The organism is Aquamicrobium terrae (assembly GCF_040545735.1).
In the GTDB taxonomy this organism is placed as follows: domain Bacteria; phylum Pseudomonadota; class Alphaproteobacteria; order Rhizobiales; family Rhizobiaceae; genus Mesorhizobium; species Mesorhizobium terrae_A.
In genome coordinates, this window is record NZ_JBEPML010000019.1 from 16,152 (window position 1) to 39,053 (window position 22,902).

Genomic DNA, 22,902 nt, shown 5'->3' on the forward strand with positions numbered 1-22,902 from the left:
CAGTTGTGCTAAACCAAAAAACTCCTTCTAGTCAGTCTTGGTCGATCATTTCCATGCACTACGCGACTGGACCATCGGGTGTCGGTGGGTGTGAAGATTGGACTCAGATCATGCAAGTGCATTCGTCAGTGGCACGCCTCGTCACCTTCTCCCTCTTCTGGCTGGCGCTGACGGGCGGCGTGACGGATGCGCTTTACCACGGGGCGCCAGCGGTTCTGCTGGCAACATGGGTTAGCCTGGTGCTGTATCCGGCGACGCAACCGGGGATCCGGCTGGGGTGGGCAGTCCTGTACGTGCCCCACCTCCTGCTCCGCGGCTTCTGGGGGGGGCTGGATGTCGCGCGGAGGGTGCTCGACCCACGTCTGCCGGTCCGGCCCGGGTGGTTCCGGATTCCGCTCTCAACGAATATCGTCGAGGTGAATGCCGTGCTTGGCGGGGTCGTCAGCGTTCTGCCCGGCTCATTGGCTGCAGGGGTCCGCGGCGGCGCGCTGGAGGTCCACGTGCTTGACATTGACGATTTCGACACGCGCAGCCTGGAAGCAGAGGAACGCCGCGTGCTTCGCCTGTTCGGTGCCCCTGTCGCCGCCCCGCGCCACACCGGAGGGCATCGTGGACACAACTGACCATTTCATGCTCGCCGCCATCGCCCTGCTGCTCGCGCTGGCGCTGGCGCTTTTTCGCGCCTGGCACGGACCACGGGCGATCGATCACGTGATGGCCGCTCAACTCGTCGCGACCAGCGGGGTCGGCGTGGCGCTGACGCTGGGCGCGGCCAGGGACGACGCATCGATGCTGGACGCCGCGTTGGTGGCGACGGTGCTAGCGTCGGTGGCAATTCTCGCCTTCGTGCGCGAGCGCCGGAGCACTGGGCGCAAGCCGCGAGAGACACAGCCATGACCCTCACGGACTACCTCGTACCCGCGCTTCTTTACGTCGGTGTATTCTTCTATGCGGCCGGATCGCTGGGGCTGCTCAGGTTCCAAGATGCCGAATTGAGGCTGCACGCGCTCACCAAAGCCGACAACGTCGGTCTGGGTTTCGTGGCGCTTGCCGCCGCGTTGCACTGGGGCTCGGTTGCCGCCGCCGTCAAGATCGCCGCCGTCTGGCTGTTCGCGCTCATGGCCGCCGGAGCGACCGCGCAGCTGATGGCTCGCCGTGCGAAGACTTCGGCCGAGCGGGGCTCCGACGAATGACGCTGGCCTTCGACATGATCCTCTGTCTGATGATCGTCGGCACTGCCGCCGCGGCGCTGCTTATGCGCAACGCGCTGGCGGCGATCGTCTTCTTCATCGTGCTCGGAAACTTGCTCGGTCTGGCATGGCTCGCGATGGACGCTGTAAATGTCGCGATGGCGGAAATCGCCATCGGAGCGGGCGTCACCGGAGTTCTGCTGATCCTAACGCGGCAAAGGCTGATGGCGCTTGGCGACGACCTTGTCAGCGCCGAGATGCCCGGCTGGCTTCGAACCGGTGCACTGGTAGCCTGCGCTGGCTTCGCGGCACTGATCGGATCCGCAGTTCTGAGTGTCGCGCCCGCCGACGACTTGGGTGGGTCGATCGCCGCGCTGATGCCGGGCCTTGGCATCGAGAACCCGGTGACTGGCGTGCTTCTGGCCTTTCGCGCCTACGATACCTTATTGGAAGCTTTCGTCCTGCTGGGCGCCCTTGTGGCGGTCTGGTCGCTCGCCCCTCGCGGTGCTTGGCCGCAGCGGCCCGCGGCGCTGGCACTGGCGGAGAATGGGGGACATGGCGTGGCCGCAGCTTTCGGTCGGCTGCTCTTGCCCCTGGCGCTGGTCATGGCGGCCTACCTGGTCTGGGCGGGGTCGGACCTGCCGGGCGGAGCGTTCCAGGCCGGAACCGTGCTGGCGGGCGGTCTGATCATCGCCGCGATCGGCGGCGCGGTTTCATGGCCGCGCGCCGACGACCGCTACCTCCGCGTGGCTCTGGTGCTTGGCCCGGCGGTCTTTCTCATTATTGGCCTGGCGGGCATCGCCCAGGGCCGGTTCTTGTTCTATCCGCCAGGCTTCGAGAAGGCCTTGATCGTCGCTATCGAATACAGCCTTGCGCTGTCGATCGGCGTTACCCTCGCGCTGCAGGTGGCCGGACCGCCGGTGGCGCCCGATCACGAAGGCTGACCGAGGCATGACGGTGCTCCTGCATCTTTACCCATTGACGGGCGTGGCCTTGGTGGGGCTCGGCTTTTATGGATTCCTGATCCTGCGCCATCCGCTGCGTCAGATCCTGGCCGTCAACGTGGTTGGCGCAGGGATCTTTCTTGTCTTGGGTGGCCTTGGACGCGGGGCTGCCTCGACCGACCCTTTCCCGCAGGCGCTGGTGATCACCGGAATCGTCGTCGCCGTGGCGCTTACTGCCTTCGGCGCGGCGCTGATTCTGCGTGTGGCCGAGGATGAGCGTGCGCCGGACGACAAGGCGGCGGCCAAGACAACCGACGACCACACATGAGCCCGCTCGACCTGCTTGTCGCGGTTCCGCTCGCCCTAATGATCGCGGCCTTGCTCCTTGGCACCTGGGTGCGCTGGTTACTGCTTACGGCAATCCCGGTCATGGCGGGCCTCACGGTCTGGCTGTTGCTGCTGCCAGAGGGCTCGGCACATGTGGTCGGCGACTGGAACCTGCCGCTGGGAGTTCAATTGCGCGCGGATGGGGTTGCACAGCTGATGGTGGGCGCCACGGCTGCCTGCGCCTCGATTGTTGGACTGTATGCGCTTCATGAATTCGCACCTGGCCCGGACCGATCGGAAACCGCCCACGGCTATGCCTTCTGGCCGCTCTTCTACCTGTTGTGGGGCGGAGCGAATGCCGGGTTCCTGAGCACCGATCTCTTTAACCTTTACATCGCGTTGGAGATGGTCAGCCTGGCGGCGGTGGCGATGGCGGCGATGGGCTCGTTGCGCGCGGCCTTGCGCTATTTCGTGATCGCTCTGGTCGGTTCACTGGCCTACCTGCTGGGCGTGGCCCTCCTGTTCGCGAATTATGCGACGGTGGATGTGACGCTCCTGGCCGAGATGGCGCGGCCTGACCTCGCGACCAAGACGGCGCTCGCGGTGATGACGGCGGGGCTGCTGATCAAGGCGGCGGTCTTTCCACTGCACGGCTGGCTGCCGCCGGCGCATGCAGCAGCACCCGCCCCCGCCAGCGCCCTGCTTTCGGCGATCGTCGTGAAGGTGGGCTTCGTGATCCTGCTGCGCCTGTGGTTCGAGGCATTCCCGGCCATCGTCGCTCCTGCAGGGCTGGAGGTGCTCGGCTGGCTCGGTGCGCTGGCAGTCCTTTACGGCTCGGTTCAGGCGATCCGGCAGGACAGCCTGAAGGCCCTCGTGGCTTATTCGACCGTGGCGCAAATCGGCTATCTCCTGCTGGCCTTCCCTCTGGTCGCGACTGCGGCAGGGAGCGGCGGGGCTTGGGCCGGGATGACGATCCACGCGATTGCCCACATGCTTGCCAAGGCGGCGATGTTCCTTGCCGCGGGTTTGATGCTCAAGGCCGTCAACGGCCACCGTCTCAAAGACCTTCACGGGCTTGCGCGGGCGATGCCGTTGACCGTTGCGGCATTCGGGCTGGCTGCGGTGTCGCTGATGGGCCTGCCGCCTTCGGCCGGCTTTATCGCGAAATTTCTCCTGCTCGAGGCCGCAGTGGAGCAGGGCGCCGTGTTCGCCGCCGCCGTGCTGATCGTCGGCGGGTTGATGGCCGCAGTCTACCTATTCAACCCGCTGGCCTGGACCTTCGCCGGCAGCGACACGCCAGTGGTCGAGGCGACGGCCCCGCTGCGCACCGCCGCACCGCTGGCGTTGGCGCTTCTGGCAGTGTCTCTAGGGTTCGCCGGACAGGCGATGGTCGATGTCGCTGCCAGTGCGACCTCGGCAAGGCTGCCGGCGGCTGTGGCGGTGGATGTCCGATGATCCATTTCCTCCCCCTGCTGTTGGTCTTCCTGCCCTTCGTTCCGGCACTGATCAGCTTCGCCCTGCCCGACCGCATGGCGGTATGGCGCGACGTGACCAACATCAGCTTCGCCCTGATCAAGCTGGGGCTCGTGGGCTTTCTCCTGCTGGCAGCGCGGGAGGGCGTGATCACGGAATGGCGCTACGAGTTCCTGCCGGGCCACGACTTCATCCTCCGGGCTGATTCAATCGCGCTGCTGTTTGTCACCCTCTCGGCCTTCCTGTGGCTGATCACAACGGTCTTCGCGATCGGCTATTTTGGGCGCGGCCCTCACCTCGCGCGCTTTTTCGGGTTCTTCAACCTCTGCGTCCTGGCTGCGACCGGCGTGGCCATGTCGGGCACTACGATCACGTTCTTCCTGTTCTACGAGCTCCTGACGTTGGCGACGTGGCCGCTGGTCGTCCACCGGGGTGACGAGAAGTCTCTACGCGCGGGGCGCATCTACCTGATCTACACCCTGGCTGGCAGCGCCGCCTATCTGGCGGGCATCGTCTGGCTGAGTTCGCTCGTAGGCAGGGTCGAGTTCACTGCGCCGCCTGACCTATCCGGTATTCCGCGGCTCGAGCTCACGCTAATCTTCATCCTTTGTATCGGCGGGCTTGGGGTCAAGGCGGCGCTCATCCCGTTTCACGGATGGTTGCCCGAGGCCATGGCAGCACCCGCGCCGGTCAGCGCGCTTCTGCACGCCGTGGCCGTGGTCAAGGCCGGCGCCTTCGGGATATTGAGGATTATCTACGACGTCTTCGGCATCGAGACGGTCTCGGATCTCGGTCTCGCCACGCCGCTCGCCATGCTGGCCGGGGCGACGATCCTCTACGGGTCGTTCCGCGCCCTGATGCAGAATGACATCAAGAAGCGGCTCGCCTATTCGACGGTAAGCCAAGTCAGCTACATCATTCTCGGCGCCAGCCTGATCGGTCCCTTCGCCATCATCGGGGCGTTGGTGCATCTAGTGCATCAGGGGATCATGAAGATCACCCTGTTCATGTGCGCGGGCACACTGGCCAACCGGATGGGGATAAAGTCGGTGACGGATCTCGACGGCGCCGGGCGGGCGATGCCGGTGACGATGGCGGCATTCAGCATCGGTGCGCTTGGCATGATCGGCATTCCGCCGACCGCAGGCTTCATCTCGAAATGGTACCTGGGATTGGGCGGGCTGCAATCTGACGCGCGATGGGTCATCGCTGTGCTGGCGGGATCGTCGCTTCTGAACGCACTCTACTTCCTGCCGCTTCTCTATCGCGCCTACCTGCTTCCACCACCCGAAGGCCGGTTGCCGGTGCGGGAACTGGACGGCACCTGGAATCGGATGCTGGTCCTCCCTGCCGCGTTGACCGGCCTGACAGTGCTTGCAGCCGGACTCTTTGCGACTTTCCCGCTCAGCCCCCTGAGCTGGGCCGTGCTGATCGCAGAGAGGGGATACCTGAAATGACAACCGAAGCCACCCTTCTGCTGCCGTTCGTGATCCTCTGGCCGCTCCTTCTAGGTGTCCTGTGCCTAGTGCCGAAACTTGGGCCGAGGATGCTGCCGACGCTGCCGCTCGGGCCGCTACCGGCACTCGCCGCCGTGTTACTGGCGCCGCGAGACGACACCTTCAGCGTGAGATGGATCCTGCTCGACGGCGGGCTACGACTGACAGACACGGGCGCGATGTTCCTGGGCGGTGCCGGGCTGGTATGGCTCTGCGCCGGGGTCTATGCCCTGCGCTACATGCGCGGCGATCCGCGGGCTCCAACTTTCGTACTGTTTTGGATGCTTGTCCTTGCCGGAAATCTGGGGGTATTCTTGGCGGCGGATCTAGCAAGCTTCTACGTCTACTTCGCGCTGGTGTCGCTGGCTGCCTATCCGCTCGTGATCCATGATCGCAAGCCAGCCTCAATGTGGGCCGGGGCAGTCTACATCATCCTTGCGGTGATCGGTGAGACGGCGTTGCTGGCAGGGTTCCTGATGGCCGTCGAGGCGGCGGGGGGAACCACCCTTATCGACAAAGTCCGCGTGAGCCTTGCCGCTCCAACGGCCGATCCTTTGGTCCAGTGGCTGCTGATCGCGGGATTCGGCATCAAGGCGGGTCTGGTGCCGCTGCATGTCTGGCTTCCGGCGGCGCCGGTTCCAGCCTCGGCGGTGCTGTCGGGCGCCATTGTCAAGGCAGGTGTTTTCGGACTGGTAACATTTTTGCCGTGGGGTCAGGCGTGGCCGGTCAGCGGGACTGTGCTTGCCCTTGCTGCGTTCACCGGGCTATTCGCAGCGGCACTTTACGGCGCGATGCAGCGCGATCCCAAGACCGTGCTGGCCTATTCAACCGTCAGCCAAATGGGGCTCCTGATGGGCGCGATGGGCGCGGCGCTGGCGGCGGGCCTGCCGGCTGTCTCGGTGCTCCCGGCGGTGTCGCTTTATGCACTGCACCATGGGCTCGCAAAGGGGGCGCTGTTTCTGGGCGTCGGCGTCGCCGGCAAGGCGCGTGGCGCGTCGCGGGTTTTGGTCATCGCGGTCCTTGCACTGGTCGCCTTGTCGATCGCCGGGCTGCCTTTCACCGCCGGGGCCTTGGCGAAATCGGCGATCAAGGGCCCTGCGGGCGACTTTGGCGCGACGTTAGTCGGCCTCTCCGCGCTAACGTCGGGGCTTCTGCTTGCGCGCTTTCTGTTTACTCTGCCCAAGGCTGAAACGGCAGATCGCCCCCCCGGTCTCATGGTCGTGCCGATGGTGACGCTGGCCGCCGCTGCGCTCGCCCTGCCGTGGTATCTCTATACTCCGGTGATGGGCATGGCGCCCTACGGGACGATCGACCTACTAGCGCTCAGCGCCAGCGCCTGGCCCCTCGGGCTCGCAGCGGTTCTCGTCATCGCCGCGGTGGGAACCGGATTGCGCGCCCCGTCGCTCCCCGAAGGCGACCTGCTCGGAGTGGTCGCGAGGTTCAGCGCCCGTGCGGCCGCTGCAACTCAAGCCGCCGTATCGGCGGGCGGGTCAGAGAAGCCGGTCGAGAAAGGAAAGACCTTACCGGTGATCGCTGAGGGGCTGGAACGGCTGGAGCGGTTGATCAACGACCACGCGGCGACCTCGGTCACCCTGATTCTCGTCGCGTTGGGCCTATTCGCCGCGCTTGCCTGACGGCCCGCCAGCCGCCCCGCCCCGGGCCAGATGCACCGGAATTGGAAGGTGTCGCCGCAGACAGCGGAGTACTCTTCTGGAGTGGCCGTTCGTCATGTCGTTGCGCTGTTCCATGCCCGCAGGCCGGGCGGTACGACAGATCGACGGCAGGAACAGGCAGACCGCGCGGTCGACAGCGCCGTAGCGCAAAGCCGTCCGCATCCACGGGCTGGCGGCCAAACCGGTTAGGAGCGCGGCCATCACCGCCGCCCCCGTTTCCAGTCATCAAGGCGGGCGTAGACTGCGACGCCGATGCCCGCCAGCGCAACGGCGATGAACACCCAGCGCAGCGTGTCGAGATACGGCACGAGCGGCAGGATGGCGGTCTGAGTCTCGGCCAGGACGCTCTGCGCGACCTCGACGCTGGCCGCACCCAGCGTCGCCACGCCTGCCGCGCCACCGCCTCTCATCGTGCGGCTCTCGGCCAGCACTTCGCGTGCGGGCGGAGTCTCCGACGCGAAGGCCGTTTCCCGGACCGGGAACCGCTCGCCCCACTGCCGTGCCGGGCCGAGATCGACATGGATGAACCCCGAGCGCGGATAGAAACCGAAGCCGAGGAAGCCGACCTCCCGTGCCGCCGCCTCGAACGGCACCGGGTCGTGGTTCGTCATGGCGATGGCGAAGGCGGCCCCGTCGAGGTGCTTCGACCGGGTCGCGCCGCCGACGGCGAGGTTGTGCTCGGGGCTGCGATAGGCGGAGCGGACGATGAGCGGCTTGCCCAGCCGGTCGCGCAGCGCTTGCAGCCTATCGAGCGCGGGTTCGTTGACGAGCAGCTTGCCGGTGCCCCGGCAGGCGATCTCTGCGGGGGAGAAGTTCGGCCAGCGCCAGTTCGACTCGGGCACGTCCCGCCAATGGTGGTGGAATGTCGTCGTCATGAGAGTCCTCCAAAACGAAAAAACCCGCCGGGGGGGGGCGGGTGTATTGGGCAGATGGATTGATGCTTCGCGCGGCTACGGGCCGCCGCCGAAGATCTTGAGCTTGATGGCGATGCCCGCGAGCAGCGCCAGCATGACGCCGGTGGTGATCATGCGGACGGCGGTCTGCATCGCCGTGCGGCGCACCAGACGGATGCAATCCACCAAGGAGCGCAGATCGCGGATGTCGAGCGCGGCCTCGTCGCCGTCGAGGCCGACATCGGCGAGCGCGCGCTTGGCGCCTTCCTCGGCGGCCCGCGTCAGGATCGCCTCGAACTCGGCGTCGGGCATTCGCACGTAGCCCTCGGATCGGGGTGGGTTCATCGGATCCTCCTTCCGCCGCTCAGCCGACCTTGCAGCCCCAGAAGGACGTGTGGTCGGCCGCGAAGTAGCCGTCCGCGACCCGGAAGTACCCCTGCAGCTCGACGGTATCGCCCGCGGTGAGCGGCACCATGGTCTGCAGCCAGATGGCGGTAGCGAGCGAGACGTGGGTGGCGGAGATTTCGCCGAGGGAGCCGCGGATTTCTGTCGTGCCGTTCAGGACGAGCCGCCCGCGCATGCGGGCCGTTGCGCTGGCGTTGATCTTGTAGAGCAGCGTCGCGCCGAAGAGGTAGGTGCCGTCCACCGGGGCCACGAAGTGATTATTGGCGGCGTCGAACGCGCCTTGATCGTTGTAGTCGGTGTTATTGAGGCCGATCTTCGTCCAGGTCCCGACGCCGACGTAGTTGTCGTAGTTCGTGTATGCCTTGAAGCGCGGCAGCCGGGGCTGATCGACGATGCCGGTGGCGTTGTCGACGCTCAGCCCGTCGAAGAAGGCGCTGCCGTCGGCCGAGACCGCGAGCCGGAACCTGTCCGAGCCGAACAGCCCGACTAGCGCCTTGGTCACGAAGCCGGTCTGGAGCGTCAGGCCGAGATCGTCGCCCGCAGCCTCCTTGTTCATGGTGTAGAGCAGATCGCCGGTGCCGCCCTCGGCCACGGTCTTCGCCGTCCAGAGTGCGGCGTTCAGCTTGGCCGAGAACGGGTTCGACGTATCGGCTGTGGTGCCGAGCCCGAGCAGCGCCATATTCTGCAGCGCCGTGGGCGTGGTGCCGACCCAGGCGGCGCCATCGTAGACGAGCAGCAGGCCCTCGTCCTCCACCCAAGCCCGCCACCCGGTCCGCGGCGGCAGGCGTAGCCAGGCGCCATCGGTCCACAGCGCGACGTTCAGGTCCCAGCCCGCCCAGTCGCCGGTGGCGCCGGAGCCGACGACGTAGCGGTCGCCATCGGCGGGGCTCGCCGGGGGCGCTGCCAGATCGCGATCGAGAACCGAGAGCTGAACAAGCCCGTCGAGGATGCGCAGCGCCTCGTTGTGGGTGACGTGCTTCTGGGCCTGCGCCGCGAGGATGTAGGGCAGCAGGAGATGGGTCGTGGCGTCGGACATGGGCAATCTCAGAAGGTAAGCGTGACGGTTTTCAGGGTCCCCCGCCCCACGAGGGCGGAGAGCTGGTAGATGCGTATGTCGAGCGTGTCGCCGGGGCCGAGCGGCGCGCCCCAGTCGGCGGTCTGCTGGGCGGCGGTGTAGACCGCGCTGGTCGTGGGAGTGGTCAGCGTGCGTTTCACGGCAACGCCATCGAGGATCTCGACCTCATAGGCTTCGACCTCTTCGGTCAGCGGCACCTCGACCGCGCCCCAGCTGTCGGCCGCCAGGGCCCGGGACCGGCGTGTCCAGCGGATCGTCAGATCGCCGGGCACGCGTGGCTTGCGCCAGGGCTGCTCGACATGGGCGACCGAAAAGGGGTGCAGACCCACGCCAATCGGTGTGAAACTGGCCGCCACATAGGTCTCGTCGCTGGCAGACCGGCTTGCGGGACCGACGCGCCAGTTCCACGGCAGCCCGAGATCAGCCTCGGAGATCGGCAATGATGCCAGAGCGTCGTCCAACACCACCACCCGCGTGCCTGCCGGAGCCGGATTGGCCATGGCTGCTTCCGTGCCGCGCTGACCTCGCAGCAGCCGCGTCAGGCTGTAGCGGCCCGGCGCGATCAATTCTGCATCCCCTGCTTGCACGATCTCCCAGACGCCGGGCGCGCTCTCGATGGCGAGCGCGTTCGCCCCGCCGAATAGGGTCAGGTCGGTCACGCTCTCCAGCGTGCCCGTCAGCAGATCGACCACCAGCGCATTGCCGAGGTCGAAGCGCGAGGTGGGGCCCGCGTAGAGATCCGAGACCAGCATCCCGATCCGGGCGCGGCTGCCGAAGGTCGTCAGCAGCTCGAAGCCATCCGTCGAGGGGCTGCGGAACACCGCCATCTCGCCGGGCCAGGGAACGGCGTGCGCGGCGATGAGCGGCCGATGCGCGGGCTGGTCCTCGGTCAGCTGCGGCAGGTCCATCAGCACCGCCTCCGGCGCGCCGAACACCACGGCGCGCGTCAGCGACGCCGCGCGGGGATCGCCGGGAGGCAGGTCGTAGGTCGCGCGGTCCTGGCGCATCGCCTCGATGCCCCGCGCTTCGGCGTCGGCGATGGAGACGAGCCGCAGGTCGACCAGCCGCCCGTCATGCGCGAGCCGGATCGCGTCGGCCGGATCGAGCGCGAGGCGCGAGGGCGGCAGACGGAACGCCGCCGTCTCACGCCCCACCCACGCCTCCATCAGCGCACGGCGGCAGCGCCGCTCCGCTTCCTCGGGCGGCACCGCCATCGGGAAGCTCTCGGAAGCGATCCGGGTCGTGTCCACGGTGATGCGCCGCGCCTCGACGAGGGCGGCGTCGTAGTCCTCGTCGGCGCGGGCGACCTGCCATTTCAGGGCCTGCGGCAGCTCCGTCTCCTGGCCCCGCGTGAGCTCCAGCACGTCGTCCTCGCGGGCGGCGACCAGATTGTCGAGCGCGAGGGATGCGACGGAGGCCCGGCCGCGCATGACGAAACGGATCACCCCTTCGGTCTCCACTGCGTCGAAGCCGAAGTGCCGCGACAGCGTGGTGATCGAGGCGCGCGGGCTTTCGAGCGCGGTGATGGCGTAGCCTTCGACCGCGCCCCAAAGTCCGGTGACATCGATCCGGGACTCGGGCAGCCCGGAGCGCAGGCAGAGGTGCCGGACGAGCGCGGCCAGCGACACCGCTCCGAGCCGTCCGGTCAGCCAGTGGCCGAGCCGCCAGTTCGCGCCATCGGTCCAGACGTCGGTCAGCGCGGGAAAGAACGGATAGGGCCGCGCGTCCCAGGTCCAGGCGGCGCATTCGGGCACATGCACCATGCGGGCGCCATAGACCGAGGACACCGGGTTGTTCGCCGGGGTGCCCCACCAGAGGTAGGTCGCCTCGAGATAGGCGCGCTGGATAGCGTCGTCCCGCCAGCCCCGCGAGAAATGCGGCGTGAAGCTTTCCGAGGATTTCGGGTCGAAGAAGACGTTCGGCTGGTTCGTGCCCCGGTCGATGGCGGGGCAACCGAGTTCGGTGAACCAGATCGGCTTGGACTGTGGCGTCCATGCCGTCGCCGTCCCGCTCTCCACGCCATCGGGGCGGTTGTAGTGCGCGTTCGACCACCAGTTGCGCAGATCCTTGTAGCGGAAGACCCATGGCTTGCTGGCGGCGCCATCCGTGATCGGGGTGCGGACCTGCGCGGACCGGTCGACCGTGCTGGCGTAGAACCAGTCGAAGCCTTCCCCGCCCGCGATGTTCCCCTGCAGATAGGCCCGGTCGTAGATCGCGGGCCAGCCCTCGGCCGCGTCGGCGTGCTCGAACCCGTCCCGCCAGTCGGAGAGCGGCATATAATTGTCGATGCCGACGAAATCGATCTCCGGATCGGCCCAGAGCGGGTCGAGGTGAAAGAACACGTCGCCAGAGCCGTCGCCCGGCTGGTGCCCGAAATACTCCGACCAGTCGGCCGCATAGCCGATCCTGGTGCCGGCCCCGAGGATCGAGCGCACATCCGCGAGCAGGTCCCGGTAGGCCTGCACCGCCGGATAGGTGCTGGCGCCGGAGCGGATCGTGGTCAGACCCGGCATCTCGGTGCCGATGAGGAAGGCGTCCACCCCGCCCGCCGCCGCACAGAGATGGGCGTAGTGCAGCACCATGCGCCGCAGGCCCCAGTCGCCGGGAGAGCCGGTCCACGAAACCGTTTGACCCGAGACGCTGAAGCTCGCGGGCGTGGCTGCGCCGAACAGCGCCGCGACCTGGCTTGCCGCCGTGGCGGTCTTGTCCACGGTCCCGGCGTAGCCCGCCGCGGGCGAACAGGTGATCCGGCCGCGCCAGGGGAAGGCAGGCTGGCCCGTCTCTGCGGCGTTGTCCGAATACGGGTTCGGCAGGCTGTTGCCGGGCGGCACGTCCATCAGGATGAACGGGTAGAAGGTCACGCGCAGCCCGCGCGCCTTCATCTCCTGGACCGCCTGCACCACCGCGAAGTCGGACGGCGTGCCGCCATAGACCGGGCGATCCTCTGCATCCCGGCTGACGAGGAAGGCGCTGGCGCGGCTGACGCCGTTGACCGACCAGCTGGCGGGCGTGGTCGACTTGGCCGACACCTCGACGCCCGGCCGGACCTTGCAGGAGCCCGCGCGCAGATCGTCGCCGAACCAGGCGACGACGAGGCTGACGCTCTCGACCGCAGGGGCCATGGCCTGCAGCCGGTCCAGCGCCTCCTGCATGTCGGTGGAGTCGGCCAGCGCGTTCAGGTTCTCCGGCACCGTCGCGCCGCCATCGGTCTTGCGGATGGCCTGCGTGGCGTAGGTGAACTCGCCCGAGGCGGGGATCATGGTGACGGCGCGGGTCAGCCCCTCGGCGGTGTCGGGATCGGCGAGTGGCCGGAACACCTCGAAGGAGAGCTGCGGCAGGCGGTTGCCGTAGGTGGAGAGCGCCAGCTCCTCGAAGACGACATAAGCGGTGCCGCGATAGGCGGGTGTGCTGGCCGCGCCCATCCTGGCCGCGATGAACGGATCCGCCGTCTGCGCCTCGTCGCCCGGATACCAGCGCCATGTGACGCTCGAGAGGTCCATCGGCTTGCCGTCGGCCCAGATGCGCCCGATGCCTGTGATCGGGCCCTCGCAGAGCGCCGCGGCGAAGCTGGCATAGTAGAGGTACTCGGTCGTCTTGACCTTGCCGCCCCCGCCGCCCTTGCCGCCGCCCTGCGTGGTGGTCCTGGTCTCCTCGCGGAAATCCGTCGCCCAGATGATGTTGCCGCCCATCCGCATCCGGCCATGGAGCCGCGGGATCACCGCGCCTTCGGTGGCCGAGGTGATGCGCAAGGTGTCGAGCCGCGCGCCCTCGATGCGCTGCGTCGGCGCCAGCGACGAGATGATCCAGCTGTCGACGACAGAGCCGATGCTGGAGCCGATGAACCCGCCGATGGTCGCGGCGCTGACCCCGAGGATCGCGCCGCCGATCGAACCGCCAATGGCGGCGCCGGCCGCGCCGAGAACGAGGGTGGCCATGTCGGGGGTCTCAGCGTTGCGGAAACAGGAAGGCGAAGGCGATGCGCCGCCGCCAGGATGGGGTGAGCGGCTCCTCGATCACGCCGAGCCGCTCGTAGGCATGGAGGAAGATGTCGGGCCCGGTCACGATCCCGACATGCTTTGCGATGGCGCGCGGCTTCATGCGGAACAGCACCAGCGCACCGGGGCCTGCCTCGGCGGGCGACACCTCGATCATCATCCGCCGCGCGCCTTCGGCCAGCACCTCGCGCGGACCGGTCTCGCCCCAGTCGCGGCTGTAGGCAGGGATCGGGAACGGCTCGGGGCCGACAACCTCGCGCCAGACGCCCCGCGCCAGCCCGAGGCAGTCGCAGCCGACGCCCCGCAGGCTGGCCTGGTCGTGGTAGGGCGTGCCGAGCCAGGACCGTGCGATGGCGATGACGCGGGTGGGATCGGCGGTGGTCACAGCACGGACCCCTCGTGCCCGCCATCCTTGGTGGCGTAGCGAAGCACGGCATCCTGGCCGGGGACGTGCGGGAAGCCGCGGAAGTTGACGGTGTTGGCGAACTTGGCGCCGCAGGTCTCGATGCGCTTGTCGCAGCCCGCACGGATGGTGAAGGCGTCGCCCTCGGCGATCGCGCGCACCGGCGCCTCGAGCAGGGTCAGCACGGCGATGCCGTCCGTCACGTCATGGCCGAGCACCTCGGTGCGCCGCCCGGCATTCGCGCCGCTCGTCCAGTCCAGCGTGCCGAAGGTGAACCAGCCGGAGGCGAAGCCGCCGAGGCCCGAGGCGGTGAAGGCACGGTCGCGCAGGAGATCGATGACCGCGCCCGTGCCCTTGAACGCCGGATCCTCCAGATCGACGCCGCAGCGCGCATCGCCGAGCGCGGCGTCGCAGGTCGCCTGGAAGGTCCGCCCGACCGTCTGGCCCAGCACATGGGCCAGCGAGCGGACTTCGGCGACGAAGGCCAGCCGCCCACGCCGGATCTGGCCGATGGCCCCGCGCCGCATCAGGACGCGCTGGCTCGTGTCGGCCCAGTTCACCCGCCAGACCTCGACCTCAGCATTGTCCCAGCGGCCATCGAGAATGTCGGTCTCGGTGATCCGGTCGGATGTCAGCACGCCCTCGGCGTCCTGCGCATCGACGGACAGGTCCGAGCCCGACCGCACTTCGGAGGCCGTGAGCCCGCTATCGGACTCGAAGTCGGTGCCGTCGAAGCTGAGTGTCCGGTCGTGGTCGGTGAAACCGAAGGCAACACCATCCGCGCGAGCGATCCGCCAGCACCAGGCGAGCGTCGTCGTGCCCTCGTCGAGATGGGCCTGCAGGGCGGTATCGAGGGTCTTCATCGGCGTAGTTCCAGCAGCGGAATGGAAGTGATCGAGCCGAGACGGTCGAGATCGAGCGTGACGTCGAGCACGTCGGTGTCGAAACGGACGGGCACGTCGAATTCGAAGCCCGCGGTGATGGCGACGCCGGAACCTGGCGCAGTACCGAAGGTGACGACGCCAATGGCGGTGTCGACCGACCAGCCGGAGGGCTGCTCGACCCCGCCGAGCGCAACGCGCACGGTGCCCGCCACCGGCTTGGCGATGGCGCGCGACCAGGATTGCGCCCCCGAGGCGTAGCGCTTGACCAGCTGGAAGGCGCTCGTCGTGCCGTCGCCGGTGCCGATCGCCTGGTCGGTCGGCGCTGGTGTGCCCGAAGGCAGACAGGACTTGTGATCGCCCCAGTCCTTGAAGCGGAAGCCGTGGAGGCGACCGTTCCGCGCCTCGAAGAAGGCGACGACGGCGGCGAGATCGTCCGCGCGGCGGATGCCGTAGGCCACGTCGTAGCGGCGGCGCGAGTTCGCCCAGCTGGCGTTGCGCTCTTCGTCGCCCGAGGCGAGCTCGACGATCTGGGTGCGCCGCTCCGGCCCGCCCCGCGCGCCGCGGCTGATGTTGTCCGGAAACCGGACCTCGTGGAACGCCATGGTTCAAAGCCCCCTGCGCCCGAGCGAAACGGCGCGAGCGATGTCGGCGGCAACCTGCGTGCGGGATTGCCGGAAGCTCTCGGCGTCGCGCGCCATGATGGTGACGTTGACGCCGCCGCCGGCGCCGTAGGCCTGCGCCTCGCGCCGCGACAGCACCCGTTCGCCGCGTTGCAGGATCGCGGGCACCTCGTCATGGCGAAGTCCGGCCATCCCGCCAGAATGCATCCGGGGCGCGGCGGCGAAGGCCATGGCCGGGACCATGCGGGACGGCCCGGCCGATCCGACCATCCCGCCCGCATGCAGGACGTTGGCGAAGATGCCGCCCGCACCGGAGAACACGCCGGAGAGTGCATTGGCGATCGGCCCGAGGATGAACCGCCGCGCCGCGAGCTGGGCGAGATCGGCCAGCAGCGAGGTGACCAGATCGCGGAAGTTCAGCTTGCCGGTCTTCACGAACTCCCCGACCGCGTTCTCGGCCGACTGGAAAGCGCCGACGAGGCTCTGGCCAATGTCGCCACCGATGTCGCGGGCCTTGCTGGCGTAATCCGACAGCGCGGCGGTGACGGCCTGCCAGCCGGTGACGGCAGCCTCTGTCGCGGGCTCCGCCGCAGCGGCGGCAGCCCCGGCCGCCGCACCGGCACCCGTCGCGGCGCGCCCGGCTTCACCAAGCGCCGTCTCCAGCCGTTCGGCCGCGCCGGTGGCCTCCGGTCAGCGCATCGGCACTGGCCTCGTCGGTGCCGCGCACCGCATCGCGCAGGGCCTGCCAGCTTTCCAGTGGCGCGCGGGCTCCTTCGGCGAGATCGCGCGCCGCGCCAATGTAGAGGTTCGCAGACTCGAGCGCCCTGTTCGCCGCATCGGTCAGACCGAGATCGGGCGCGGTCAGCGGGTTGTCCTCGAAGGCCCTGTCGAACGCCGCCTGCGCCGCCGTCGTGGCAGCACTGGCCGCCCCTTCGAAGCGGTTCTCGATCTCGCCGAGATCGAGGTCGGGCACCAGCGTGATGCGGCGCTCCGACCCCAGCGCTTCCAGCCCCTGGTTGATGCCGCCAATGAAGCCGTTGATGCGCGAGACCACGCCGTTCAGCATCGCCTCGACGCCGTCGACCAGGCTGTTGGCCGCCTGGAACGCCAGATCGCCGATGGCAGCAGGCAGCAGGCCCCAGATCGCCTTGATCGCCTCGTAGGCGCCCTCGAACGTGTTCGCGGCGGTGTTGCCGAAGCCCACGACGCTTTCGATGGCGCTCTGCATGCCGGAGGCGGCGTCCGCCTTCAGGTCGAAGAACATCGCCGTGGCGGCTGCACCCGCCGCAGCGGCGCCCATGCGGATCCGCCCCCAGACCTCGACCGCGAGGTCCTTCAGTAGCGACATCGCCTCGCCAAAGCCGCCCGCGCCGGACACGAGGCGGGTGAACTGATAGACGAGCTCGCCCGCGCCGACGATCAGCGCGCCTATGCCGGTGCGGATCAGCGCCCCGCGCAGGACGACCAACGCCGTGGCGAGGCCCCGCACGGAGAGCGCCGCCGCAGCCATGCCGGCGACCCAGCGACCGGCGAGGAAAGCTGCGAAGGTGGCGGCATAGGTGGTCAGGCGGCCGATGTTGTCGAAGAGCCCGCGGATCGCGATGCCCAGCGGCCCGGTGCGGCTTGAAACAGACGCCATCGCATCTGCGACCGCTTCCAGTGCGGGTGCGGCGGCAACCGCCAGCTGGTTCGACAGCCCGCGCCAGATCAGCCCGAGCCGGGAGATGGCATCGTTCGTCCGCTCGATCTGGTCGGCGTCCTGTTCGGAGACGACCACTCCGAACGCGAGGACGTCCTCGGTCGCCTGGCGCAGCGTCGCGGTGTCGATCCGCGACATGGCGATTGAGCCTTCTTCGCCGAAAAGCTGGCCCGCGACAGCCGCGCGTTCGGCGGCGGGCACGAAGCTCTCGATGGCGGCGTTGATCGCACCCACGCGCTGGTCCAGCGGCAGGGCGATCAGCTCGTTGGCGGAAAGGCCCAGCCGGTCGAGCGCGTCGGCGGCTGGACCGGTCCCGGCGGCCGCCTGGCTGAGACGGCGCGTCAGATCCTTGGTGGCCTGCTCGATGCCGGACATCGACACACCGGCCAGCTCGCCCGCGCGCTCCAGCGTCTGGATCGAGGCGACGGTGGTGCCGAGCGACTGGGCGAGCTTGGCCTGTGCATCGACCGTCTGCAGGCCGGACCGGATCATCGCCACGCCCGCGGCTGCAGCGGCTGCCACGGCGGCAGCGGCCGCGACCCGCACCCGCCGCGAGAAGGCCGCGAGCCGGGCGTTGGCCGCCTCCATCTCCCGGCTCAGCCGTCCGAAGCCGCGCGACCCGGCTTCGCCGACACCTTCCAGCTCGGCGCGCACCTGCCGTCCACCCACGGCCGCGAGGCGGACGCTGACTCTCTTCTCAGCCATGGGACTGTTCCATCTGTTCGTTGAGTTTGGCGACCATCACCGCCTCGATGACGGGCAGCAGTTCGGCCATGGCGAGCGGCGGCACGCCGAGCGCGTCACCGAGCGCCAGCGCGGCCGACATGTCCCAGCCGATCACCGCGCCCGGCAGCACGCGCAGCTGGCCACCGAGACGGCCGACCAGGTCCCAGACCTGCCAACCCTCCGGCGTTTCCGGACGGTTCAGCCGCGCCGGGCAGTCCGGGCAGGCTTGCGCGCTGGCTCCGCAGGGTTCGCAACCCTCGCAGTATCGCTCGCCCCCGCCGAAGGACCATTTGGCGAGAGCGCGGAGGCGTTTTTTTCCTGCTCCAGCAGCAGGCCCTTCGAGACGTAGGTCAACTGGAAGGCCTCGAAGATCGGCCAGACATCGAGAGCCGCGTCTATGGCCTCGGGACTGGGATCGATCGGCTTGCCGTCAGCATCGCCCACGCCCTCCCAGGCAATCACCGCGCGCCGCGCCAGCGCTTTGGCGAAGGCGACTGCGCGTTCCTCGTCGGATGCTTCCTCGGGCACGGCCTCCACGGCGGGATCGCTGCGGGTCGCCACCATCAGCGCGGTGGTCAACGGGCGAAGTTGCACGCGAACGCCAGGTGCAAGGTCATGCCAGCGCGGGGCGTTGGTCAGGTCGAGCGTGAGCATCAATACGTCTCCACTTCATTCACGAGGGTGGCGGTGCACATCCGGCCGACCACGCTGTCGCGGGCGGCCTGCCAGTCGAAGGTCGCCTGCACGCCCTGCGGCCCGGAAATCTCGATCCGAGGGCGCGGCAGGTAGACGGCGTGCACGGTGAAGGTGAAGCTCTCGCCCGAGGGCAGGACGTAGGCGAATTCCATCTCGCAGGCCTCGCCGTTGATGGCCTGCGTCACCAGCGTCTGGTCGGCGAAGCGGACCTCGATCCGTCCGGTGAGCGCCGCGATGGACGGGTCGGCACCGTCGATGCGGCCGTCCGAGCGGATCGTCTCGATCCGGTCGAGGTTGTTGGCATAGGTGATCTCGGCCGAGACCACGTTGCCGAGGGCGGTGCCGTTCCGAGTGATCGCCCCGTTGAAATGGCCGAAACGCTTCAACTCCAGCGCGGCTGGCGTTCCGGCGCTAGTGGTCGTGCCAATCGTCTCGCCCTGCGCCACCAGCCGAGCCGTCGCCGTCAGCAGACCCGAGCGCTGCATCTGCCAGGTGATCTGGTCGAGCACGCAGCCCGAGTACATCGCATAGCGCGGCACCTCGGGCATGCCGGTCTCGATCGACATGCTGGGCAGCGTCCACGACCCCGACTGGAACTCGTGGCTGTACGGGGCCTCGACGCCCGTGGTCGTCGGCGCGCCGAACGCCGCCTTCAGCCAGAAGCCGAAGGCCTCCGCGTCGAGCGGCACCACGACGTCGCCGTCAGCCGTCACCGCGTCCTTGATCGGCGCCAGCGGATCGCGGCCGTACCCCAGCAGCTCCGAGTTCAGCAGCGGCTGCTCGGCGCCGAGCGAGGTGCTGGCGAAAGGCATGCGGGTGAAGCCGCTGGCAGGCGGCGTTCCATAGGTCGTCTCGAACGCAAGCGCCATCAGCGCCCGCGCCCCCTGGGCTCGTGCCATGGTGTTCTCCTCGGGTTGTCGGGGTCAGGCCAGCTGGTCGGCCGTGGAATAGTGCAGCACCACCGGGATCACGGCGGCCTTCAGGCTGGCCGCGCCCTCGACCGGCAGATCGACCGGGCGCGGGGCTTCGGCCTCGACCCAGTCGCAGAGGCCGCCCAGAGTGCGGTCGGCGGCGAGCGCAGCCCCGATACTGGCGCAGAGGGTGTCGAACGCAGCGTCACGGGTGGCGCCCTGCACAACCGCCTCGATCTCGGCCCGGTGCTGGTAGTGATAACGCAGCGGCGAGAGCGTCACCTCGGGCTCTCCCGGCTCGCCATCCCGCAGGATCAGCAGGCCATCGGCCGGCACGCGCTCGGGCAGCACCTCGCCGCGCAGGGCGGTCGCGGGCAGCGCCGAGAGCCGCGCGTGCAGCGCGGCGAGGATGGTTTCGCGGGGGGTCACGTGACAACTCGCGTCGTAGATCGAATTGACTGGGTCTTGTTCATTGCCAACCTCCAGAGACTGGGCACAGCTCTCTGAACGCCGGAGTCGTCAAAGCTTGCCGGGCTCTGTCGTCCGGTGTCTGATTGCACTGCGCCGGGAAGGCCCAAGGGGCCGTCGGGATACAGGAGAAGCTGAAAACCAGGATTCAAACGCCGCGGTTGCGTTGCGTTAGATTAGAAGAAATGTTCTTTTCCTCTGCAACCACGCTTCAGCAACATGCAGAAGTTTTATCCCGCCCCGGCGCCGCAACAGAAAGGACAGTATTGGATGATCGAGATTGCGTTACCCCTGATCGGAGGCCTTGTTCTCCTCGTTCTCGGTGGCGAGCTTCTCGTGCGCGGCGCCGTGCAGGTCGCGACCCGGTTCGGTGTCTCGCCGCTGGTCATAGGTCTAACTCTGGTTGGCTTCGGAACCTCCACCCCGGAGCTCGTGACGTCGGTGCAGGCCGCGTTGAGCGGGTCACCCGGCATTGCCTACGGCAACATTGTCGGGTCGAATATCGCCAACATTCTGCTCATCCTTGGCGCATCGGCCGTGCTGGCCCCCATCATTGTCTCGTCCGTCGCGCTGAAGCGCGACAGCGCCGTCATGGTCGCCGTTGCCGTCGTTTTCGCGGCGACGGCCGCTCTCATGCCTTTGGGTGTCCTCATCGGTGCAATTTTCGTCGCGGCGCTCGCAGTCTACGTGTTCATGGCCTTTCGGCAGGAGCGGCAATCTGCGTCTGGTGACCACGGAGCCGTCTACGACAAGACGATCGCTGCCCAGGAAGTGGACGCCGCCCTCGTTCCCGTGGAGAAGCCGGAGCGATCGGTCATTGTCTCGTTGCTTGTCGCGCTCGGTGGATTGGGCCTCGTGGTGCTCGGGGGCTATTTTCTGGTCGACGGCGCAGTCACGCTTGCGAGGTCTCTAGGCATCTCCGAAACAGTGATCGGCCTGACGATCGTGGCGGTCGGTACGTCCATGCCGGAATTGGTCACGTCGATCATGGCATCGATCCGCAAACAGGCCGATGTCGCTTTCGGCAATATCGTCGGCTCGAACATCTATAACATCCTTGGGATCGGCGGCATTACGGCCATGATCGCACCGACCGAGGTTCCCTTCCAGATTGTCCGCTTCGACAATCTGGTGATGATCGCGGCTTCCATACTGCTTGTCGTCTTTGCCTATACCGGCAGGCGTATCAGCCGAATGGAAGGTGGACTGATGATGCTGCTCTATGTCGGCTACGTCGCGTGGCTTTGGCCGTAGGCCACGGAACGGGGAGCGCGGTTTGACCATCGCATTCGCCAACCTTGGTTGTCCAACACGATCCGGAAACCTATCTCGATTGCAACAAACCTGAGGAGATATGCCCATGCAATGCCCAATCGATGGCTCTGAACTGGTGATGACGGATCGGCAGGGCGTCGAGATCGATTATTGCCCGAAATGCCGCGGCGTCTGGCTGGATCGCGGCGAGTTGGACAAGATCATTGAAAAGACAGCGCCGGCTGCACCGCAGCGTCCTCCTCAATCGGATCGCGGTGGTGAGTCAAGTTCCCGGTACGAGCCACGGCGCGACGACCGGAGTGATCACTACGACGAGCGCCCGAGAAAGAAGAAATCGCTGCTCGGCGAACTGTTCGATTTCTGATCAATCCAGCGGCGGCGTCGCTTTTTCCACTCACGGCGCTGGGTTTGCAGCATGGCGTCCGGGCTCGCCTCAACTTGTTATGTGCGCGCCTCCACCCAGTTCGCCACGATCAGCCCCGGCACGCCATCCAATACCCGGTCCGCGTCCCGCGCCAGATCCAGCCGCTTCGGCAGCTTCACCTGAGGCACCAGCAGGAAGATCGGCGCGGTGACCTTGCCGCGCCCGGTCTTGGAGCGCGACACAACGGCCTGGCCCTTCGTGTTCAGCCGTCCCTCCGCCACCAGCAGGCTCGGACCGGTGCGGCGATAGACGAAGCGCACGCGCAGGCCACGGCGGCGCTCCCATTCGCCGGGCGTGATCCTGCCGCCTCGGAGGGACTTGCCTGCGGCGGGCAGCGGGATGGCCAGCCAGAACCCGTTCTTCGAGCGGATCAACGGGCCGGTGTCGTGCGCGCCGACGATGACCGGGGCTTGGGACCAGACGAGCGCGGCGGCGTCGAGGCTCTCGCCCGACCTCGGGAAGTTCTGGCTCCGGATCGAGTTGGCCAGCCGTGTGCCGAGCCCCGCGCCAGTGATCTGCAACCGCCATGCGCTCTTCAGCCCGGACCCGGCCTCGCGCATGGCGGCGGTGACGGCGCGCTCCCCGGCCGCCACCTCCGCCGCCATCATCGCGACGATGTCGGGATCGATGTCGAGCTTCAGTTTCACGCGGGCCTCAGATCGACGGTCCAGACGAGCCGCTCGCGGTCGCGGACAGGCTCGCCCTGGATGAGAACGGCCTCGCCGCCGATCTCGATGCGGTCGCCGGGACGTGGGTTCTCAACCTCGACCACGCGCAGGTCGATCCGCGTGGTCTCGGACCAGAGCCGCGCATCGCCGAAGTCCGATATGGCATCCGCGCGCCGGGCGACGACGCGCACCAGCACGGGCGCGCCGCCGTCGGCGATGTAGACCGCGTCCCGGCCGATGTTGGGATCGGCGAAGAGCGCGCCAACAGCGGCGGCGAAGGCGCTCATCAGAAGGCCGCGTTCAGGCGCACCCGGCCGATGGTGTCGCCCGCGCCGCTGGCCACCGCCTCGACGGCCACGCCGATGAGGGTGTTGTCGGTCGCGACCGTGGTGCAGCGCTTGTTGGTGTCGTCCCAATAGACCTTGGCGCCGACGGTCCAGGCCTGGGAGCCGACCTTGGTGATGTCGAAGATGCCGACGAGCGCGGTCTCGACGGGCTCGCCGAGGGCCGCCGCTCCGGAGGCGATGCCGAAGATGGAGCCGACGAGCAGGCCATCGCCGGAGGCGACGGCATAGGGCGCGGTCAGGGTGATGGTGTTGCCGGGCTGGACGTAGGTTTTCATGGGGGTGATCCTCGTGGAAAGACGAAGGGCGGCCC

Annotated in this window: 26 protein-coding genes; 10 read left to right on the top strand and 16 right to left on the bottom strand. The window is 67.9% G+C overall.

Going from position 1 to position 22,902, the window contains the following annotated elements; translation table 11 throughout:
• Positions 1 to 110: 110 nt before the first annotated feature.
• Genes ABID37_RS20745 through ABID37_RS20780 form a run of 8 tightly spaced genes read left to right on the top strand, consistent with a single transcriptional unit; the run spans position 111 to position 7,064 of the window.
• Positions 111 to 623, top strand: coding sequence for a Na+/H+ antiporter subunit E (locus tag ABID37_RS20745; protein WP_161601072.1), 513 nt, complete (start codon positions 111 to 113; stop codon positions 621 to 623).
• Positions 610 to 897 carry an MrpF/PhaF family protein gene (locus ABID37_RS20750; protein WP_199257650.1) on the top strand — a complete coding sequence of 96 codons (288 nt, stop codon included), beginning with the start codon at positions 610 to 612 and terminating at the stop codon, positions 895 to 897. Before ABID37_RS20745 ends, ABID37_RS20750 begins: the two co-directional genes overlap by 14 nt.
• Positions 894 to 1,193 carry a cation:proton antiporter gene (locus tag ABID37_RS20755; protein ID WP_148912977.1) on the top strand — a complete coding sequence of 100 codons (300 nt, stop codon included), beginning with the start codon at positions 894 to 896 and terminating at the stop codon, positions 1,191 to 1,193. The genes ABID37_RS20750 and ABID37_RS20755 overlap by 4 nt, the downstream gene beginning before the upstream one ends.
• Positions 1,190 to 2,134 carry an MnhB domain-containing protein gene (locus tag ABID37_RS20760; RefSeq protein WP_148912976.1) on the top strand — a complete coding sequence of 315 codons (945 nt, stop codon included), beginning with the start codon at positions 1,190 to 1,192 and terminating at the stop codon, positions 2,132 to 2,134. Before ABID37_RS20755 ends, ABID37_RS20760 begins: the two co-directional genes overlap by 4 nt.
• Before the next feature lie 7 nt (positions 2,135 to 2,141).
• On the top strand, positions 2,142 to 2,462 hold the full coding sequence (locus tag ABID37_RS20765) for an NADH-quinone oxidoreductase subunit K (RefSeq protein ID WP_148912975.1): 321 nt from the start codon (positions 2,142 to 2,144) through the stop codon (positions 2,460 to 2,462).
• Positions 2,459 to 3,916 carry a complex I subunit 5 family protein gene (locus ABID37_RS20770; protein WP_148912974.1) on the top strand — a complete coding sequence of 486 codons (1,458 nt, stop codon included), beginning with the start codon at positions 2,459 to 2,461 and terminating at the stop codon, positions 3,914 to 3,916. The genes ABID37_RS20765 and ABID37_RS20770 overlap by 4 nt, the downstream gene beginning before the upstream one ends.
• Positions 3,913 to 5,391 carry a complex I subunit 5 family protein gene (locus ABID37_RS20775; RefSeq protein WP_148912973.1) on the top strand — a complete coding sequence of 493 codons (1,479 nt, stop codon included), beginning with the start codon at positions 3,913 to 3,915 and terminating at the stop codon, positions 5,389 to 5,391. The genes ABID37_RS20770 and ABID37_RS20775 overlap by 4 nt, the downstream gene beginning before the upstream one ends.
• On the top strand, positions 5,388 to 7,064 hold the full coding sequence (locus tag ABID37_RS20780; protein ID WP_354198255.1) for a complex I subunit 5 family protein: 1,677 nt from the start codon (positions 5,388 to 5,390) through the stop codon (positions 7,062 to 7,064). The genes ABID37_RS20775 and ABID37_RS20780 overlap by 4 nt, the downstream gene beginning before the upstream one ends.
• A gap of 239 nt (positions 7,065 to 7,303) precedes the next feature.
• Here ABID37_RS20780 and ABID37_RS20785 read toward each other — a convergent pair whose 3' ends face one another.
• The 13 genes from ABID37_RS20785 to ABID37_RS20845 all read right to left on the bottom strand — a co-directional run bounded on the left by ABID37_RS20785 (position 7,304) and on the right by ABID37_RS20845 (position 19,839).
• Positions 7,304 to 7,978 carry a YcbK family protein gene (locus ABID37_RS20785; protein ID WP_354198257.1) on the bottom strand — a complete coding sequence of 225 codons (675 nt, stop codon included), beginning with the start codon at positions 7,976 to 7,978 and terminating at the stop codon, positions 7,304 to 7,306.
• 75 nt (positions 7,979 to 8,053) lie between these two features.
• Complete coding sequence (locus tag ABID37_RS20790) at positions 8,054 to 8,341, bottom strand: DUF6127 family protein (protein WP_055664086.1); 288 nt, start codon at positions 8,339 to 8,341, stop codon at positions 8,054 to 8,056.
• Positions 8,342 to 8,360: 19 nt separating this feature from the next.
• Positions 8,361 to 9,437 carry a DUF2793 domain-containing protein gene (locus ABID37_RS20795; RefSeq protein WP_354198259.1) on the bottom strand — a complete coding sequence of 359 codons (1,077 nt, stop codon included), beginning with the start codon at positions 9,435 to 9,437 and terminating at the stop codon, positions 8,361 to 8,363.
• An 8-nt stretch (positions 9,438 to 9,445) separates the two neighbouring features.
• Positions 9,446 to 13,411 carry a baseplate multidomain protein megatron gene (locus ABID37_RS20800; protein WP_354198261.1) on the bottom strand — a complete coding sequence of 1,322 codons (3,966 nt, stop codon included), beginning with the start codon at positions 13,409 to 13,411 and terminating at the stop codon, positions 9,446 to 9,448.
• Between the two features lie 10 nt (positions 13,412 to 13,421).
• The gene (locus tag ABID37_RS20805; RefSeq protein ID WP_199257657.1) at positions 13,422 to 13,856 is read right to left on the bottom strand and encodes an NlpC/P60 family protein; all 435 of its coding nucleotides are present in this window, start codon (positions 13,854 to 13,856) and stop codon (positions 13,422 to 13,424) included.
• On the bottom strand, positions 13,853 to 14,737 hold the full coding sequence (locus ABID37_RS20810; RefSeq protein WP_354198263.1) for a phage/gene transfer agent baseplate hub protein: 885 nt from the start codon (positions 14,735 to 14,737) through the stop codon (positions 13,853 to 13,855). Before ABID37_RS20810 ends, ABID37_RS20805 begins: the two co-directional genes overlap by 4 nt.
• Complete coding sequence (locus ABID37_RS20815) at positions 14,734 to 15,360, bottom strand: DUF2460 domain-containing protein (protein WP_199257659.1); 627 nt, start codon at positions 15,358 to 15,360, stop codon at positions 14,734 to 14,736. The genes ABID37_RS20810 and ABID37_RS20815 overlap by 4 nt, the downstream gene beginning before the upstream one ends.
• Before the next feature lie 3 nt (positions 15,361 to 15,363).
• Entirely contained in the window at positions 15,364 to 16,041 is a 678-nt protein-coding gene (locus tag ABID37_RS20820) for a phage tail tape measure C-terminal domain-containing protein (RefSeq protein ID WP_354198385.1), read from the bottom strand.
• Positions 16,022 to 17,782 (bottom strand): hypothetical protein, encoded by a 1,761-nt coding sequence (locus ABID37_RS20825; protein ID WP_354198265.1) that lies wholly within the window; start codon positions 17,780 to 17,782, stop codon positions 16,022 to 16,024. Before ABID37_RS20825 ends, ABID37_RS20820 begins: the two co-directional genes overlap by 20 nt.
• A complete protein-coding gene (locus tag ABID37_RS20830; RefSeq protein WP_233253142.1) occupies positions 17,775 to 17,933 on the bottom strand; it encodes a DUF7697 family protein in 159 nt (52 codons plus the stop codon). Before ABID37_RS20830 ends, ABID37_RS20825 begins: the two co-directional genes overlap by 8 nt.
• Before the next feature lie 68 nt (positions 17,934 to 18,001).
• Complete coding sequence (locus tag ABID37_RS20835) at positions 18,002 to 18,457, bottom strand: hypothetical protein (RefSeq protein ID WP_199257661.1); 456 nt, start codon at positions 18,455 to 18,457, stop codon at positions 18,002 to 18,004.
• Positions 18,457 to 19,398, bottom strand: a complete 942-nt coding sequence (locus ABID37_RS20840; RefSeq protein WP_354198268.1) for a phage tail tube protein — start codon at positions 19,396 to 19,398, stop codon at positions 18,457 to 18,459. Before ABID37_RS20840 ends, ABID37_RS20835 begins: the two co-directional genes overlap by 1 nt.
• A 24-nt stretch (positions 19,399 to 19,422) precedes the next feature.
• Positions 19,423 to 19,839, bottom strand: a complete 417-nt coding sequence (locus tag ABID37_RS20845; RefSeq protein WP_199257663.1) for an acyl-CoA transferase — start codon at positions 19,837 to 19,839, stop codon at positions 19,423 to 19,425.
• Positions 19,840 to 20,148: 309 nt separating this feature from the next.
• Here ABID37_RS20845 and ABID37_RS20850 point away from each other — a divergent pair, with 309 nt between their 5' ends.
• The gene (locus ABID37_RS20850) at positions 20,149 to 21,132 is read left to right on the top strand and encodes a calcium/sodium antiporter (RefSeq protein WP_354198271.1); all 984 of its coding nucleotides are present in this window, start codon (positions 20,149 to 20,151) and stop codon (positions 21,130 to 21,132) included.
• Positions 21,133 to 21,238: 106 nt separating this feature from the next.
• Positions 21,239 to 21,517: a TFIIB-type zinc ribbon-containing protein gene (locus tag ABID37_RS20855; RefSeq protein ID WP_199257665.1), complete on the top strand. Its 279-nt coding sequence runs from the start codon at positions 21,239 to 21,241 to the stop codon at positions 21,515 to 21,517.
• Positions 21,518 to 21,594: 77 nt separating this feature from the next.
• Here ABID37_RS20855 and ABID37_RS20860 read toward each other — a convergent pair whose 3' ends face one another.
• Genes ABID37_RS20860 through ABID37_RS20870 form a run of 3 tightly spaced genes read right to left on the bottom strand, consistent with a single transcriptional unit; the run spans position 21,595 to position 22,867 of the window.
• Positions 21,595 to 22,224 (bottom strand): DUF6441 family protein, encoded by a 630-nt coding sequence (locus ABID37_RS20860; protein ID WP_199257666.1) that lies wholly within the window; start codon positions 22,222 to 22,224, stop codon positions 21,595 to 21,597.
• Positions 22,221 to 22,532: a head-tail joining protein gene (locus ABID37_RS20865; RefSeq protein WP_354198274.1), complete on the bottom strand. Its 312-nt coding sequence runs from the start codon at positions 22,530 to 22,532 to the stop codon at positions 22,221 to 22,223. The genes ABID37_RS20860 and ABID37_RS20865 overlap by 4 nt, the downstream gene beginning before the upstream one ends.
• Complete coding sequence (locus ABID37_RS20870) at positions 22,532 to 22,867, bottom strand: DUF2190 family protein (protein WP_199257668.1); 336 nt, start codon at positions 22,865 to 22,867, stop codon at positions 22,532 to 22,534. The genes ABID37_RS20865 and ABID37_RS20870 overlap by 1 nt, the downstream gene beginning before the upstream one ends.
• Between the last annotated feature and the right edge of the window lie 35 nt (positions 22,868 to 22,902).

Coding starts and splice junctions, on each gene's coding strand:
- ABID37_RS20870 (WP_199257668.1), bottom strand. CDS start 22,867: ATGAAAACCTACGTCCAGCCCGGCAACACCATCACCCTGACCGCGCCC.
- ABID37_RS20775 (WP_148912973.1), top strand. CDS start 3,913: ATGATCCATTTCCTCCCCCTGCTGTTGGTCTTCCTGCCCTTCGTTCCG.
- ABID37_RS20755 (WP_148912977.1), top strand. CDS start 894: ATGACCCTCACGGACTACCTCGTACCCGCGCTTCTTTACGTCGGTGTA.
- ABID37_RS20795 (WP_354198259.1), bottom strand. CDS start 9,437: ATGTCCGACGCCACGACCCATCTCCTGCTGCCCTACATCCTCGCGGCG.
- ABID37_RS20800 (WP_354198261.1), bottom strand. CDS start 13,411: ATGGCCACCCTCGTTCTCGGCGCGGCCGGCGCCGCCATTGGCGGTTCG.
- ABID37_RS20825 (WP_354198265.1), bottom strand. CDS start 17,782: ATGGCTGAGAAGAGAGTCAGCGTCCGCCTCGCGGCCGTGGGTGGACGG.
- ABID37_RS20765 (WP_148912975.1), top strand. CDS start 2,142: ATGACGGTGCTCCTGCATCTTTACCCATTGACGGGCGTGGCCTTGGTG.
- ABID37_RS20745 (WP_161601072.1), top strand. CDS start 111: ATGCAAGTGCATTCGTCAGTGGCACGCCTCGTCACCTTCTCCCTCTTC.
- ABID37_RS20770 (WP_148912974.1), top strand. CDS start 2,459: ATGAGCCCGCTCGACCTGCTTGTCGCGGTTCCGCTCGCCCTAATGATC.
- ABID37_RS20855 (WP_199257665.1), top strand. CDS start 21,239: ATGCAATGCCCAATCGATGGCTCTGAACTGGTGATGACGGATCGGCAG.
- ABID37_RS20785 (WP_354198257.1), bottom strand. CDS start 7,978: ATGACGACGACATTCCACCACCATTGGCGGGACGTGCCCGAGTCGAAC.
- ABID37_RS20810 (WP_354198263.1), bottom strand. CDS start 14,737: ATGAAGACCCTCGATACCGCCCTGCAGGCCCATCTCGACGAGGGCACG.
- ABID37_RS20835 (WP_199257661.1), bottom strand. CDS start 18,457: ATGCTCACGCTCGACCTGACCAACGCCCCGCGCTGGCATGACCTTGCA.
- ABID37_RS20815 (WP_199257659.1), bottom strand. CDS start 15,360: ATGGCGTTCCACGAGGTCCGGTTTCCGGACAACATCAGCCGCGGCGCG.
- ABID37_RS20760 (WP_148912976.1), top strand. CDS start 1,190: ATGACGCTGGCCTTCGACATGATCCTCTGTCTGATGATCGTCGGCACT.
- ABID37_RS20780 (WP_354198255.1), top strand. CDS start 5,388: ATGACAACCGAAGCCACCCTTCTGCTGCCGTTCGTGATCCTCTGGCCG.
- ABID37_RS20865 (WP_354198274.1), bottom strand. CDS start 22,532: ATGAGCGCCTTCGCCGCCGCTGTTGGCGCGCTCTTCGCCGATCCCAAC.
- ABID37_RS20790 (WP_055664086.1), bottom strand. CDS start 8,341: ATGAACCCACCCCGATCCGAGGGCTACGTGCGAATGCCCGACGCCGAG.
- ABID37_RS20840 (WP_354198268.1), bottom strand. CDS start 19,398: ATGGCACGAGCCCAGGGGGCGCGGGCGCTGATGGCGCTTGCGTTCGAG.
- ABID37_RS20850 (WP_354198271.1), top strand. CDS start 20,149: ATGATCGAGATTGCGTTACCCCTGATCGGAGGCCTTGTTCTCCTCGTT.